The 15,472-nt window shown below is 43.7% G+C and carries 15 protein-coding genes; 13 read left to right on the top strand and 2 right to left on the bottom strand.

Annotated elements, in window-relative coordinates; genetic code table 11:
- Window positions 1–119: 119 nt before the first annotated feature.
- Window positions 120–1,106 carry an SIS domain-containing protein gene (locus tag LC455_RS24335; RefSeq protein ID WP_223594869.1) on the bottom strand — a complete coding sequence of 329 codons (987 nt, stop codon included), beginning with the start codon at window positions 1,104–1,106 and terminating at the stop codon, window positions 120–122.
- A gap of 202 nt (window positions 1,107–1,308) precedes the next feature.
- Between LC455_RS24335 and LC455_RS24330 the strand changes: the two genes are divergently transcribed.
- A complete protein-coding gene (locus LC455_RS24330; protein WP_223594867.1) occupies window positions 1,309–2,145 on the top strand; it encodes a sugar phosphate isomerase/epimerase family protein in 837 nt (278 codons plus the stop codon).
- Window positions 2,146–2,248: 103 nt separating this feature from the next.
- Window positions 2,249–2,968, top strand: coding sequence for a GntR family transcriptional regulator (locus tag LC455_RS24325; RefSeq protein ID WP_223594866.1), 720 nt, complete (start codon window positions 2,249–2,251; stop codon window positions 2,966–2,968).
- A 63-nt stretch (window positions 2,969–3,031) separates the two neighbouring features.
- Here the strand turns inward: LC455_RS24325 and LC455_RS24320 are convergent, their stop codons facing one another.
- Window positions 3,032–4,426 (bottom strand): sigma-54 interaction domain-containing protein, encoded by a 1,395-nt coding sequence (locus LC455_RS24320; RefSeq protein WP_223594865.1) that lies wholly within the window; start codon window positions 4,424–4,426, stop codon window positions 3,032–3,034.
- 179 nt (window positions 4,427–4,605) lie between these two features.
- Here LC455_RS24320 and LC455_RS24315 point away from each other — a divergent pair, with 179 nt between their 5' ends.
- The 11 genes from LC455_RS24315 (at window position 4,606) to LC455_RS24265 (ending at window position 15,468) form a co-directional block, all read left to right on the top strand.
- The gene (locus LC455_RS24315; RefSeq protein ID WP_223594864.1) at window positions 4,606–5,940 is read left to right on the top strand and encodes an aminotransferase family protein; all 1,335 of its coding nucleotides are present in this window, start codon (window positions 4,606–4,608) and stop codon (window positions 5,938–5,940) included.
- A 470-nt stretch (window positions 5,941–6,410) separates the two neighbouring features.
- Complete coding sequence (locus LC455_RS24310) at window positions 6,411–6,785, top strand: NADH-quinone oxidoreductase subunit A (protein WP_223594863.1); 375 nt, start codon at window positions 6,411–6,413, stop codon at window positions 6,783–6,785.
- Entirely contained in the window at window positions 6,776–7,285 is a 510-nt protein-coding gene (locus LC455_RS24305) for a NuoB/complex I 20 kDa subunit family protein (protein WP_223594862.1), read from the top strand. Before LC455_RS24310 ends, LC455_RS24305 begins: the two co-directional genes overlap by 10 nt.
- A gap of 3 nt (window positions 7,286–7,288) precedes the next feature.
- Window positions 7,289–8,575 carry an NADH-quinone oxidoreductase subunit C gene (locus LC455_RS24300; protein WP_223594861.1) on the top strand — a complete coding sequence of 429 codons (1,287 nt, stop codon included), beginning with the start codon at window positions 7,289–7,291 and terminating at the stop codon, window positions 8,573–8,575.
- Between the two features lie 3 nt (window positions 8,576–8,578).
- Entirely contained in the window at window positions 8,579–9,679 is a 1,101-nt protein-coding gene (locus LC455_RS24295) for an NADH-quinone oxidoreductase subunit D (RefSeq protein WP_223594860.1), read from the top strand.
- Window positions 9,679–10,683 carry an NADH-quinone oxidoreductase subunit NuoH gene (nuoH, locus tag LC455_RS24290; protein WP_223594859.1) on the top strand — a complete coding sequence of 335 codons (1,005 nt, stop codon included), beginning with the start codon at window positions 9,679–9,681 and terminating at the stop codon, window positions 10,681–10,683. Before LC455_RS24295 ends, nuoH begins: the two co-directional genes overlap by 1 nt.
- A gap of 93 nt (window positions 10,684–10,776) precedes the next feature.
- Window positions 10,777–11,196, top strand: a complete 420-nt coding sequence (gene nuoI / locus LC455_RS24285) for an NADH-quinone oxidoreductase subunit NuoI (RefSeq protein ID WP_223594858.1) — start codon at window positions 10,777–10,779, stop codon at window positions 11,194–11,196.
- On the top strand, window positions 11,193–11,711 hold the full coding sequence (locus tag LC455_RS24280) for an NADH-quinone oxidoreductase subunit J (protein WP_223594856.1): 519 nt from the start codon (window positions 11,193–11,195) through the stop codon (window positions 11,709–11,711). The genes nuoI and LC455_RS24280 overlap by 4 nt, the downstream gene beginning before the upstream one ends.
- Entirely contained in the window at window positions 11,708–12,022 is a 315-nt protein-coding gene (nuoK, locus tag LC455_RS24275) for an NADH-quinone oxidoreductase subunit NuoK (protein ID WP_223594854.1), read from the top strand. The genes LC455_RS24280 and nuoK overlap by 4 nt, the downstream gene beginning before the upstream one ends.
- A 72-nt stretch (window positions 12,023–12,094) precedes the next feature.
- A complete protein-coding gene (gene nuoL / locus LC455_RS24270; RefSeq protein ID WP_223594853.1) occupies window positions 12,095–13,966 on the top strand; it encodes an NADH-quinone oxidoreductase subunit L in 1,872 nt (623 codons plus the stop codon).
- Window positions 13,963–15,468 carry an NADH-quinone oxidoreductase subunit M gene (locus LC455_RS24265; RefSeq protein WP_223594851.1) on the top strand — a complete coding sequence of 502 codons (1,506 nt, stop codon included), beginning with the start codon at window positions 13,963–13,965 and terminating at the stop codon, window positions 15,466–15,468. Before nuoL ends, LC455_RS24265 begins: the two co-directional genes overlap by 4 nt.
- Window positions 15,469–15,472: the final 4 nt, after the last annotated feature.

Raw genomic sequence — 15,472 nt, 5'->3', positions numbered from 1 at the left:
AGGTCTATGTGTCCGAAAAAGGGCTTGAGAAGATAAACCGGTCACGTATTGTCTTGTGATGGCCTAAAACAACAGTAAAGAAAAAGCCCCTCAAGTCTAACTTGAGGAGCTCCAATGGATTAGTATTCCACTTTCCACATATAACGTCTTTTTGACAGAGGATGATTACGGGCTTCTGCAAGCTGTTCAGCATATCTGCGTAGAATATTATTTAATACCAGCGGAGCAATATAGCCTTTTAATTCTTCGTCTATGCCAGTCAGATCAAGATCCTTAGCGTCTAAAACAACTAATTTTTCACCGTATTTCTTCGAGAAATCCAATGCTCTTTCATCAAGAGGACGGGTTTCATCCAAGCCAAGCAGGATAATAAATGGAACATCCTTATCGATAATTTCGAATGGACCATGGAAATATTCACCGGAGTGAACAGCATTGGAATGGATCCATTGCATTTCCATTAGGATACAAATTGCATAAGAGTAGGCGATTCCATAGTTAGCTCCACTTGCCATTGTATAAATGACTTTTTCATCTTTGTAATCTTGACCAAATTGTTGTGCTTGGCTTTCATATTGCTTGTTTGACTTTTCAAAAACAGCCTCGAGATTGTGTAAGCTGTTGATCAATTTTTCAAACTTATCGTTTCCTTCTAATACGTTTAAGGCACCTAAAGTTAATTGATAAAGCAAACCTAAATTTGTATTAAAGGCAATAGATTCTGCGCCCCATTCATATTTAACAACAAATTCACTTTCCTGTGCCAGCGGAGAAGTTGGCTGGTTCGTAAAGCCAACAGTTAATGCGCCTTTTTCACGGGCAAATGTCGCTGCTTTAACGGTTTCAGGTGTTGTACCAGACATGGAGCATAGGACAACCAATGAATTTTCACCAAGTTTTCTAGGGTTGCGATGAATGAATTCATTAGAACTGTAAACATCTGAAGAAATATTAAGGGCTTCACGGTCCATTATGTACTTATTTGGATACATAATGGCAGAAGAGCCGCCGCATGCTACAAAAAATACGTGGTCAATCGTACGTCCTTTCAAAGCATCTAATACCGTTTGAACCTGTGGATCTACAACTACTTGTGAATTAACCATTCATTTTTCCTCCTTAGAATCTTTGGTTTGAAATATAATAATACATTATATAACATTATATTAACTACCAGCAGAATAATTGTCAATCTTTTTTGAACATTAAATTTATTAGCAAGATGAAAATTTATATTAAATTGACTTATAACATAATATAATGTTATATTTATTTTGAATATTTTTGCAAAAGGGGAGGGTAAGAAGCGTGGTAAAGATCACTCGGGATCAGATTACAGGGATGAACTTCCATTATAAGCACTATCCATTGGAATATTTTTTAGATGCAATGGTTCGCTATGAATTTAAAAATATTGAACTATGGGGGGCTTCTCCTCATTTTTATGTAGAAGAAATGAGCATCCAGGATATTCGAAATGTAAAAAAAGAAATTGATAGAAGAGACTTATCGGTGGTCTGCTTTACACCAGAACAGTGTGTTTACCCTATTAATCTTGCCGCAAAAGAGAAAAGGATACGTGAAAATAGTATTCAATACTTTATCAAATCAGCAGAAGCGGCAAAAGAATTAGAGGCACCGATGCTGTTAGTTACCCCTGGATGGGGCTATGAAAATGAAGATAGACAGGAAGCCTGGAAAAGAACGAGAGATTCATTGGAAAAATTAGCAGGTATAGCGGCAGAGCTGGATTTAACCCTTGCGTTTGAACCATTAACGAGAATGGAGTCCAATTTGGTTAACGATGCGAAGTCCTTAAAAGCGATGTTAGATGAAGTCAATAGCCCTAATCTAAAAGGGATGATTGATACGATTCCAATGGCGCTGACAAAAGAGGATTTTCTTGATTATCATAACCTATTAAATCAGGACCTAGTTCATATTCATTTCATCGATGGGAAACCGGAGGGCCACCTTGCCTGGGGGGATGGTGTGCTGCCATTACAGAAATACATCGATCAATTGAGCCAAATTGGCTATAAAGGGTTTCTGACTTTAGAATATACATCCTACCAATACGTTCAAAACCCCGATGCTGCCATTGAAAAATCGTTGGAGGTCCTATCTAGCATAATAGAAGGATAAAAAACAAAATTGATAGCGTAAATGAAATTATATATACTTAGTAGTATCAAGGAAATGCCGAAAATCCCAACTAAACATTTTTAATAGAAGGCAGGTGAAACAAATGTTAAAACAGGATGATCAAATTCCATTGTATATTCAATTAAAGGAGTCTATCCGCAGTTCGATTGTAAATGGAGATTTAAAGTTTGGTGATAAAATACCAACAGAATTAGAGTTGAGCGAAGAATATAAAATTAGCAGGATTACGGTAAGAAAAGCCATTGTCGAATTGGTGGAAGAGGGCTACCTTGTAAAAAGGCAGGGTAAAGGGACATTCGTAAACAAAAGGAAAATTGAAAGAAAGATTGTCCATTTTTTAAGCTTTAGTGATGCTTGTAAAGCGAACGGATTAAAAGCGAGCAGCAAAGTCATTAAAAAAGAAATTATCCAGCCAACCTCAAAGGATCAAACAATGCTCCAGCTTGAGGATGGAGATGCACTGTTATTTATCCAGAGAGTCCGATATGCCGGCGATTCGCCAATCATGATTGAAAACAACTATTTTTCCTATAAAGAATATCACTCTTTATTAAATGAAAATTTAGATGGCTCCATCTATAAGATATTGGAAGAAAAACTGGGCGTAAAACCAGCCGGTTCAAGCGAACTTTCCTTGGAGATTGTCAGGGCAGGCGATGAAGAAATGGAGCTGCTCAATATCGCAAGCGGCGAACCCCTCTTTTTCATGGATACAACGGTCACAGATGAGAACGGCCAGCCTGTCCATAGAGGAAAACAGTATATATTAGGGGACAGCTATAAATTTATCTTGAAGCAATAATCATATGAAAGCGCTTTGATATTTTAAAATAATAAAAGCCGAGATCCTTCTCGGCTTTTTAAATTATATAGAAAGCTGATCCTTAAACTTTTTTAATTTATAAATAATAGTAGGCTGGCTGAGGCCTAAATATTCCGCCATTTCGTAGGTGGTTTTGCACTCTCTGTACGCTTTTGCTAATAACTCGATTTCTACTTCCTCCAGCACTTCTTTTAAATTCCTTTTTTCGATACGATCCTTCGCAAGGACCCATGTGGGATCCTTCATATTTTTCTTAAAGTCAAAAGGAAGATGTTCAGGCAAAATCATATCATCTTCAATCGTCAGGATCAGCCGTTCCAGCAAATTCTCCATTTCACGGACATTGCCCGGCCACTCATAATCAATTAATAAGTCATACGTGGATGTGTGCAATTTTTTAGACTCGTTGTATTTTGCATTCAGTAATTCCAGGTAATGCTTTAGTAAAATCGTGATGTCATCTTTTCTTTCCTTTAAAGAAGGGATGTGAATAGGAATGACATTTAAGCGGTAGTAAAGGTCCAAGCGGAATTTCCCCTCGTCGACCATCTGCTTCAGGTTTTGGTTCGTAGCCGTGATCAGGCGGAAATTAACTTGGCGCTCTTTTTTTCCTCCGATTCGCAGGAACTTTCTTTCTTGGAGAACCTTTAGCAATTTTACCTGCATGTTTAATGGTAGCTCGCCAATTTCATCTAAAAAAATCGTTCCCTGGTCTGCTTGCTCAATCAAGCCTTGTTTTCCTGATTTTTGTGCGCCTGTAAAGGAACCTGGCTCATAGCCGAACATTTCCGATTCAAATAACGCTTCAGGAATCGTGCCGCAGTTTACTTCAATGAAAGGTTCTTTTTGCCGCTCGCTTTGATCATGTATAAATCGGGCCAATGTACTTTTTCCAACACCCGATTCCCCTAAAAATAAAATCGCCGCATCAGTTGGAGCCACTCGCTGCAGGGTCTTAAAGATTTGCTGCATGCTCGTGCTTCTGAATAAAAGCGGCCGATCGCTGGCGTCTTTTTCGCGCAGCTCCTCTACTTCAGTTTGGAATCCGGCCACCTTTGATTGCAGCTGGCTGTATTGCTCCTGCAATTTCACAATCTCTGTTTGGTCCTGGCTGTAGCTGATCACTCTGATTAAACGTCCTTCCTGATTAAAAACAGGATAACCAGTCGACATGACGACTTTTCCTGACTGGGTATGCTGCATAATCCGGATAATTTTTTTCTCTTTTAAGACAAGGGCATTAATCGAAGGAGAGAGAATTCCTTCTTTTTCTAATTCATAGACAGACCTTCCGATATAGGATCCGGGTTCTAACCCATACATGACCCAATGTTCCGGATTGGAGCGCAAGATGATGCCATTCTCATCGGTGACTGTAATGTTATTGTTTGAGGTTTCAATGATTTTATTGAGTTCGAGTTTAACTTCATCGTTCATACATAAACCCCCTTTTGATTAAATTTTCAATCAAATCGGACAATTAATCAATAATTAAATTAATAATGATTAAAAATTAAATCAACGCTCCTTAAACTAGCGATTTTTCAGGCTGAAAAAGTTGGCATGCTTTTTGCATTAATAAAGGTAAATCAATTTTTAAAAAGGGAGTTATTCAGATGGAAAACTACGTACGTGAATTAGAAGAATTAGATAAAAAGCATTTTTTACATCCGACTTCACCAATCCAGCAGCAACAGACTGATGGCCCCGGCTTTATTTTTACAAAGGGTGAAGGGGTATTTTTAGAAGATATTAAAGGAAATAGGGTTATAGATGGCATGTCTTCTTTGTGGAATGTGAACATTGGGCATGGCCGGGAGGAAATCGGAAAAACAGCGATGGAACAGATGTCCAAATTAGCGTTTAACTCTTGTTTTTCGACCTACAGCAATGAACCGGCCATCCGCTTGGCGGCGAAATTGGCAGAAATCGCACCGGGCAATTTAACGGCAACGTTTTTTACTTCAGGAGGTTCGGAATCGAATGATACCGCATATAAGCTTGCCCGGCATTATTGGATATTAAAAGGGCAGCCGGAAAAGAAGAAAATCATCACGAGAACGAAGTCCTACCATGGGGTGGCGATGGGGGCAACGAGCGCAACAGGTTTAAAGCCGTTCCGGGATTTTACGAACTCATTAGCTCCTGACTTTTATTATGTGGATCATTTTTCAACGTCCGCATTACGCGAGTTAATCGAAATAGAAGGCGCTGACACAATTGCCGCTTTTGTCGCTGAACCTGTTCAGGGTGCCGGCGGCGTTCATATCGCACCTGAACACTATTTTAAAGAGATCCGGGAGATTTGCGACCAATACGGGATATTATGGATTACCGATGAAGTTATAACTGGATTTGGACGGACAGGCACCTATTTTGGAATCGAGCATTATGGAGTTGTGCCAGATATGATGTGCTTTGCAAAAGGCGTAACAAGTGGCTATGCCCAGCTTGGCGGTGTGATGATTTCGGAAAAAATGCACCAGGATTTTAAAGAGCTCTCTACAGGCACATTATTGCATGGGTATACGTACAGCGGCCATGCGATGGCTTGCAGTGTGGCTTTGAAAAATCTTGAAATCATCGAACGTGAAAATTTGATTGAAAATGCGAAGCAAATGGGAGCGGAAATGCTGGCCGGATTTAGGCAGCTTCAAAGCAAACATAGCATGATTGGTGAAGTTAGGGCCTTGGGTCTTATGGGGGCGATTGAAATTGTGAAAGATCGGCAGACAAACGAGCGTTTCGCCACTCCACTCGCTCCACTGATTGTTTCGGAAGCGGCTAAAAGGGGAGTGGTAGTCCGTGCCGTCGTATTTGATGGCCAGGACACGATTGTATTTGCCCCGCCATTAATTATTAATCAAGAAGAAATCGTACAAATGATGAAGATTTTATCAGAGACCTTATCGGCAGTGGAAAACACCATTAAGCAGGCCGAAGGTGTATAATAACCGATTGAGGAAATGACGGAAAAGAAACTGGATATATTTAATCGGAATTAATTATTTATAAGGGAGCGGGCCAGGCGTTTAGCCTGGCATTTTTTTGTTCATGAAATGCTGATTTTTGAATAGGATTGTAGGGGAAGGGTTGGCCGAGTGGAGATTGTTCTAAAAATGTAGAAAAAAGGTGAACAATTAATGACAAATCTCACTGTTTAAAATCTTATTTTGGTGTTTAATAGGTGTTGTTGTCGAATTCAAGTATGTTTCTGCTGAATAAGCAACTAGTATAAATTGCCCAATTTACTGCTTTTTTGAAGGCTTGTTCTCATGGCCTAAAAATGGGCAATTTCTGCGGCGGCAGACTTCCAATTTTTATAAATAAGGCTTGTCGACAGGGGTTTGTAACAATGCTATAATGAATTCGGTTACAATATTCATAAGTATGAAAATTTTCAACATTGGAGGGGATAGACATGGAACTTTTGAATGTATATCAGAATAATTATCTGATAGTTTTTGTGTTCCTATGTCTTGGGGTGTTGCTGCCAGTGGTGGCGTTATATTTAGGTAAGCTTCTGCGTCCGCATAAACCAGATGATGCGAAGTATACCACATATGAGAGCGGTATTGAGCCATTTCACGATTCCCGTGTACAGTTCAATGTCCGCTATTATATTTTTGCCCTAATGTTTGTTATTTTTGATGTGGAGACGGTGTTTTTATATCCATGGGCGGTGGCCTATGATAAGTTAGGACTATTTGCATTAGTCGAAATGTTAATTTTCGTGGTTATGCTGGTAATTGGCTTAATCTATGCATGGAAAAAGAAGGTGCTAAAATGGATTTAAAATTGGACCTTTCACCAGAGGAAATGAAAGAGTTAGAACGAAATGTATTTTTCGCAACGCTGGAGCAAATTAAGGCATGGGCTCGAAGTAATTCTTTGTGGCCAATGACATTTGGTCTGGCTTGTTGTGCGATTGAGATGATGGGCGTGGGCGGCGCGAATTATGACTTGGACCGTTTTGGTTCCTTTTTCCGTACGTCGCCGAGACAGTCGGATTGCATGATTGTGTCTGGTACGGTGACGAAAAAAATGGCGCCGATCGTAAAGCGTTTATATGATCAGATGCCGGAGCCAAAGTGGGTTATTGCGATGGGGTCATGTGCAACTGCAGGCGGACCGTATATCAAGTCGTATTCCGTTGTTAAGGGAGTCGACCAAATCGTCCCTGTTGATGTGTATATTCCAGGCTGCCCGCCGAACCCAGCGGCATTAATTTATGGAATTAATAAGTTAAAGGAAAAGATTCGCTATGAGGCGAAGACTGGGAAGAAGGTGATCTAACCGATGAGCGGGGATAAGGATCTCGAGCAATTAAAGAAAGAGGCAGCTGAGAAAGCGAAGGCCGCGGCACTGGCAAAGCGTCAGGCGAAGGCGGCTGGCGAAGCGGCGCCGAAACCAGCAGCCGAAGCACCAAAGCCACCAGCCGAAGAGTCACCGAGGGCAGCTGAACCGGTTCAAGCGGCAGGAAACGCTTCATCTGGCGGGGATGCCGATGATTTAGCGAAGAAAAAAGCAGCGGCAGCAGCGAAGGCAAAGGCGGCTGCACTAGCGAAGAAGAAACGAGAAGGCATTGTGGATGAGCCAGCTGCACCGGTTAAAGAAGCACAAGCTCCGGCAGAAGAGACGGCCGCACCGCAGGCCTCATCGAACGACGCTGATGATCTTGCTAGAAGAAAAGCAGAAGCCGTAGCGAAAGCTAAAGCAGCGGCAGCGGCGAAACGGAAAGCGATGGAACAGGCAGGCGGAGAAGCCCCTGCGGCGCCAGTTGCACCAGCAGCAGAAACCGCGGCCGATGCAGGCGACGACGACTTAGCAAAGAAAAAAGCTGCAGCCGTAGCGAAAGCCAAAGCGGCAGCAGCAGCAAAACGAAAAGCCATGGAGCTAGCCGGAGGCGAGGCATCACAGGCGGCAAAGGCGAAAGCAGCCGTATCGGGTGGCGATACAGGAGCGGACGCAACTGATGATGAAAAAGCGAAAGCAAAGGCAGCAGCAGTAGCGAAGGCCAAAGCAGCGGCAGCAGCCAAAGCAAAGGCAGCAGCGGCAGGTAAAGCGGGCGATACAGCGCCAGCCGCATCAGAAGCCGCAGCACCGTCAGCCAATCAGCCATATCTAGATAAATATGTGAAGGTAATTGCTGAAAATCTGGGTGCAGATGTTTTAGAAGATTCTTATATTAATAAACTATCCAAAGATGTTCCGACCCTTGTGGCAAAGCGTGATACATATTTTAAGCTGGCTCAATTTTTAAAGTATAATGAGCTACTCGCATTTGATTATCTCTCTGAGCTGCACGGAACGGATTTTGTGACGCATATGGAAGTATATGTTCACTTATTCTCATACAAAAATCGCCAATCGGTGGCGTTAAAAGTGAAAATAGACCGTGATGAACCAACAATTGAATCCTTGCAGCCGATTTGGGCAGGCGCCAACTGGCCTGAATGCGAGGCATATGACTTATTAGGAATTAAGTTTACCGGACACCCGGATTTGCATCGGATTTTGCTTGGAGAAGAATGGGTTGGCCATCCACTGCGTAAAGATTATGAACCGTATGATGTGGAGGTGTAGCGGGTGATCAGAACAGAAGAAATGCTTTTAAACGTCGGTCCACAGCACCCGAGTACGCATGGAGTATTCCGGCTTGTAGTTAAAATTGATGGCGAAATCATTACGGAAGCAAAGCCTGTCATCGGTTACTTACACCGCGGTACAGAAAAATTGGCCGAGAATTTGCAATACACACAAATAATTCCTTATACCGACCGGATGGACTATTTGTCAGCGATGACGAATAACTATGTCATCTGTCATGCGGTCGAAACGATGATGGGGATTCAAGTTCCGGAACGAGCAGACTTCCTTCGTGTCATGGCAATGGAATTGGGACGTATCGCAAGCCACTTAGTGGCATGGGGTACTTATTTGCTTGACCTTGGTGCGACGAGCCCGTTCATCTATGCATTCCGTGACCGTGAAATGATTATCAATATGCTTAATGAACTTTCAGGGGCGCGCTTGACCTTTAACTATATGCGTGTTGGCGGCGTAAAATGGGATGCTCCGGAAGGCTGGGTGGAAAAAGTACGGGATTTTGTTCCGTATATGCGCGAGCAAGTCAAAGGCTATCATGATCTTGTCACCGGAAATGAAATTTTCCTTGATCGGGTAACGGGTGTAGGAAGATATACGAAAGAGGATGCGATTAACTATTCGTTAAGCGGTCCAAACCTTCGCTGTACCGGCGTGAAGTGGGACCTTCGTAAAGATGAGCCATATTCCATTTATGACCGTTTTGATTTTGACGTGGTCACCGAGGAAAGCGGCGACTGCCTGGCACGCTATAAAGTGCGCATGGGTGAGGTTTCACAATCATTAAATATCCTTGAGCAGGCATGTGAACAATTCCCTGCGGAAGGTGAAATATTAGCAAAAGTACCGAAAATCATTAAGGCGCCTAAAGGTGAAGCGTTTGTCAGAATCGAGTCACCACGCGGAGAAATTGGCTGTTATATCTCAAGCGACGGCAAAAAAGAACCGTATCGCCTGAAGTTTAGAAGACCATCATTCTATAACCTGCAAATTCTCCCGAAATTACTAGTAGGCGAAAATATTGCAAACCTGATTGCTATATTAGGGGCAGTTGATATTGTCCTTGGGGAGGTGGACGGTTAATGGTACAAGATCTACTCCATTCAAGTCCAGGTTTGGCCAACTTTGCAATCTTCTTTTTACTAGGGGTTGTCTTGCTGTTAGTCGTATTAGGCTTCGTAACATATGGGATTTTAGCCGAGCGGAAGGTCATGGGTTACATGCAGCTCCGCCACGGTCCAAACCAGCTTGGCGGTAACTGGGGCTTATTGCAGACCGTCGCTGACGTTTTGAAGCTTTTACTAAAAGAAGACATTATTCCGAAATTGGCAGACCGTCCGTTATTTATCCTGGCGCCAGTCATTGCCTTTGCCCCGTCCTTCATGGTCCTGGCAACGATTCCGTTTACTGATAAGTTTCAATTTGCGGATATCGGGGTTGGCTTGCTCTATTACATTGCGGTTTCTGGTTTGACAACCTTTGGTGCCTTGCTTGGCGGCTGGGGCTCCAATAACAAGTACGCCCTTTTAGGCGGCGCACGGGCAGCAGCACAGATGATTTCATATGAAATCCCGCTTGTTATGTCCGTTCTTGGTGTCATTCTATTATCAGGAAGCTTAAATTTAAATGATATCGTCCATGCGCAAAAGGGCGGCTGGTTCATCCTGTTGCAGCCGATTGGCTTTATTGTGTTTTTTATTGCTTCGGTTGCCGAATTAAACCGAACGCCGTTTGACTTGCCGGAAGCAGAATCCGAGCTTGTTGCCGGTTTCCACGTTGAATATTCCGGCTTCCGCTTTGCCTTCTTTATGCTGGCGGAGTATGTGTACCTATTTGCCATGTCGTCCCTGATTACAGTCATTTTCCTAGGAGGTTGGCTGCCGCCATTTGCGTTCCTTGGCTTTATTCCAGGTGCGGTATGGTTCTCACTTAAGTTCTGTGTGGTCATCTTTGTATACTTGTGGCTCCGCAGTACGCTGCCGCGTTTCCGCGTTGACCGTTTAATGGAGTTCGGCTGGAAAGTGCTGCTTCCAGTGGCACTAGGAAACATCTTCCTGACAGCCTTGATCAAATCATTATTTTTCTAAAAAGAAATCATTAGATCGTGTTTGAAAGGTCGTATCGCCTAGCGATACGCTGGCTGCAATCACAATTTTTAAAAGGTAAAAGGGGTGAAAAACGTGCTTGGAATAGCAAAAGGCTTGAAATATACCCTAAAACAATTATCACGCGAAAAAGTCACTTATGACTATCCAAATAAGCCGCTTCCACTGCCGGACCGCTTTCGCGGGATTCAGAAGTTTTATCCGGAAAAGTGTATTGTGTGCAATCAATGTATGAACATTTGTCCGACTGAATGTATAAACCTGACAGGTAAAAAACATCCCGATCCGGCGAAAAAGGGGAAAATCATCGATACGTATGACATCAACTTCGAGATTTGCATCCTTTGTGACCTATGTACGGAGGTTTGTCCGACAGAAGCGATTATTATGACGAATAATTTCGAGCTCGCTGAATACAGTCGCGATATGTTATTTAAAAACCTCGAATGGCTGGATGAAAACGACGAAAATATACGGAAGGAGAATAAAGCATGACCTTCTCAGGCGAATTTCTCGCTTTTATGGGGCTCGCACTTGTGGCGATCATCGGCGGCGTGCTTCTTTTGAACCTTACCAGAGTTGTTCATATGGTCGTTGCCCTCATCTTCACGTTCGTAGCTATTGCCGGAATTTATGTGCTGCTTTCCGCGGAATTTGTCGCGGCTGTGCAAATCTTAATTTATTCCGGTGCCATTACGATCATTATGCTGTTTGGCATCATGTTAACAAGGCATAACGATGAAAGTGAATCAAAAGCAGGCAAATGGAGAAAGTTCCTTTTATTTTTAGGAGTGCTGGGCTTTGCTTTTGCCGTTTACCTTGGCATTTACAATTTCAATATTGATCAAGTTCCGACCACCTTGCATGAAAACAACACGATGCAAATCGGTCAGGCACTGTACTCAAAACATATTATTCCATTTGAGTTAGTCTCTGTTTTACTTTTAGTTGCGTTGGTTGGTTCCATTGTCTTGGCGAAAAAAGAGGATAAGGAGGCGGATAAGGAATGAGTTCAGTTCCCGCTTCAGCCTTCTTGGCACTAGCACTGATTTTATTTTGCATCGGCTTATACGGTGCATTGACGAAGAGAAACACGGTTATCGTTCTTATTTCGATCGAATTAATGCTGAACGCTGTGAACATTAACCTGGTAACCTTCAGCAAATACGGCATGGCGCCATCGATTACAGGTCAAATTTTTGCCCTGTTCGCGATTAGCGTTGCCGCAGCGGAGGCAGCGGTCGGTCTTGCGATCCTTATCGCACTCTACCGCACTAAGAAAACCGTCAACATCGACGAAATGGACACAATGAAAAATTAAAAAAACCTTGGTGCCAGTCGCTTTCCCGCGGATTCGACAAGTTCGGGTGGTGACAGGCACGGATAGGAGAAAATGATGGAAAATGCATGGCTTATACCGCTTTTCCCGCTAATATCGTTTTTGATCCTTCTTCTATTCGGTAAGCGATTGAAGGAAGCGAGTGCGTATGTTGGGATTCTGCTTACGCTGGCATCGCTTATTTATTCGATTTTAGTGTTATTTGAGCGCTTTTCAGAGCCAACCTACGTCACGAAGTTTGACTGGCTCACAATAGGAGATTTTCATCTAACAGCGGGCTTTGAAGTGAATCAATTAAATGCATTAATGCTGTTTATCGTATCGCTCGTCAGTTTCTTGGTACATACCTATTCCAAAGGTTATATGCACGGAGACGAGCGCTTTCATGTCTTTTATGCTTACTTAGGATTATTTACCTTTGCCATGCTTGGTCTGGTGATTTCGCCAAACCTGCTGCAAACGTATATCTTCTGGGAACTTGTAGGTGTAGGTTCCTTCCTATTAATCGGTTTCTATTTCTACAAAGAAGAAGCAAAAGCGGCTGCGAAAAAGGCGTTTATCATGACCCGTATCGGGGACGTTGGCCTGTTTATCGGCATGGCGCTGCTCTTCTGGCAGACAAAAAGCTTTGAATACAGTGATATTTTTGCGGCTGTTGACGCTGGACAGGTGTCAGGAACGATGATCACGTTGACGGCGATCCTGATTTTCATCGGAGCAGTTGGTAAATCGGGTCAGTTCCCGCTTCACACATGGCTTCCAGATGCGATGGAAGGTCCAACACCTGTTTCGGCGTTAATCCACGCAGCGACAATGGTTGCCGCCGGGGTATACTTGGTTGCGTCACTTTTCCCATTGTTCTCAGCAAGCCATACCGCACTTATGACTGTTGCCGTTATCGGCGGATTCACGGCGATTTTCGCGGCAAGCATCGGTCTTGTGCAAACAGATATTAAACGAGTTCTTGCTTATTCAACTGTCAGCCAGCTTGGCTATATGATGCTCGCGCTTGGTTCTGCGGGTTATGTGGCTGGTGTGTTCCACCTGATGACGCACGCGTTCTTCAAGGCGCTCTTGTTCTTGGCTGCCGGTTCAGTCATTCATGCGGTACACACACAGGATATCGAAGAAATGGGCGGGCTTTGGAAAAAGCTTAAGCTCACTGGACCATTATTTCTAATCGGAACACTCGCGATTAGCGGTGTGCCGTTATTATCCGGTTTCTTCAGTAAAGACGAAATTTTAGCAGCGGCCTGGGAAGGCGGACATCCGGTTCTTTTCGTCCTTGCTTTAGTCGCAGCATTCTTTACAGCATTCTATATGTTCCGCTTGTTCTTCATGGTCTTCACTGGTGAAGCACGCGGCAATCAGAAACATGTTCACGAGTCACCATCTGTGATGACCTTCCCAATGATCATCCTTGGTGTTCTAGCCGTAGTTGCTGGTTATGTGAACACACCTTGGTTTGGTACCTTCCTAGGCGACTGGCTCGTTGACGGAAACGAAGCCCTAGCGGCACACGGACACCATGAAGGTCCCGTTTGGATTATGATTCTAGCAACCGTCGTTTCCTTGCTCGGAATCTACCTAGCTTGGTTAATTTACGGAAAACGCTCTGTTTCCCGCAACTGGCTGAGCGGCAGCGGCGACATGCTGCATACCGTTCTATTAAACAAATATTACGTCGACGAATTCTATCAACTGACCATCGTCGTTATTACAAAAGGAATCAGCTACTTCCTGCGTTTCATCGATACCTTCCTTGTTGAAGGCATCGTCAAAGGCATCACTGGCTTTGTCCAAGGACTTGGAGCAACAGGTTCAAAAATGCAATCCGGCCAGGTGCAGACGTACGGAGCAGTGGCGTTTATCGGACTGGCGTTACTTGCCGTCATCTATGCATTAACAGGGGGGTACTTACGATGAACTTACATGCAATTCTTTCAATCCTAGTATTCTCCCCTTTACTAGGTATCGTCGTGTTAGCGTTCATGCCGAAAGATCAGGAAAAATCAATCAAAATCGTCGGCTTCTTGGCCACCCTGCCGGCACTGCTGCTATCACTGGCAGCATATGCTCACTATCTAGCAGGTAAGCATTTGAGTGATTTTTCCGTGTCAGTGGAATGGATTCATTTCCGCGGCATGAATGTCGAGGCGCCATACTTCGCTGTTAACTATGAGCTAGCGTTAAGCGGCTTTCAGCTGCTGTTAGTCGTGCTTACAGCGGTAGTGGCAACGCTCGCGTCGATTGCGGCCCGTTATGTGAAAAAAGAATGGAAAGGATTCTTCATACTGTTCCTTCTTTTAGAAGTAGGCATGCTCGGCGTGTTCACAGCGGAAAACTTAATACTATTCTTCATTTTCTTCGAGGTTACACTCATTCCGACGTTCTTCTTAATCGGAAAATGGGGTTATTTTGAAAAAGAAAAAGCGGCCTACAGCTTCTTGATTTATAACGGTTTGGGCTCTGCGGTCCTATTAATCGTGATCATGATTCTATTTGCCAAAACAGGCACTACCAATATCAATATTTTAAAAGATATCTTGGCAGACCCAAGTGCACCGCTTTCAGGGGACTTAAAGCTTGGCCTCCTCATCGCACTCTTGGTGGCTTTTGGAGTCAAATTACCAATTTTTCCATTGCACAGCTGGATGCTGCGCGTGCACGTACAAGCACCGCCGCCAGTCGTTATGATTCACTCTGGTATTCTTTTAAAAATTGGTGCGTACGGATTAATCCGTTTTGGAATGGGGCTATTCCCCGAGCAGTTTGATACTCTTGCGACGCTGATTGCAGTCCTTGGGGTGATTAACCTTCTCTACGGGGCGTTCCTTGCGTTCATTCAAACAGACTTTAAAATGGTTTTGGCTTACTCGTCGATTTCTCATATGGGAATCGTCCTCATCGGACTTGCGGCAATGAATGAGGCAGGGGTTCAAGGGGCGATTTTCCAAGTGATTTCACACGGTTTAATTTCGGCCTTATTGTTCTTCTTAGTGGGTGTGTTATACGAACGCACCGATACATCTTTGATTGGAAACCTTGGCGGAATGGCGAAGGGAATGCCGGTTGCGGCAGGCTTCCTTTTAGCAGGGGCAATGGCCTCACTTGGTCTTCCTGGTATGTCCGGCTTTGTCAGCGAATTCATGGCGTTCCTAGGGCTTTTCAAAGAAATGCCTTGGCTTGCGGCCATTGGTACGATCGGCATCATTATGACTGCAGCGTACTTGCTTCGCGCCGTGCTTGGCATGACGTTTGGCAAGTCACACCGCGAATTTACCGGCGTTGTTGACCTTAAAGGCGTTGAATTCGTGCCAGTGGTCGTTCTTATGTTGTTAATCGTGTTAATCGGTGTTTACCCAAGTGTTCTAAGCTCACCGCTTCAAGCCACACTTGAGACTATCATGCCAGGGCTGGGAGGGTGATGAA

This window comes from Neobacillus bataviensis, from assembly GCF_019969725.1.
The sequence above is the reverse complement of the archived record's forward strand: the minus strand, read 5'-3'. Positions and strand labels throughout refer to the sequence as shown.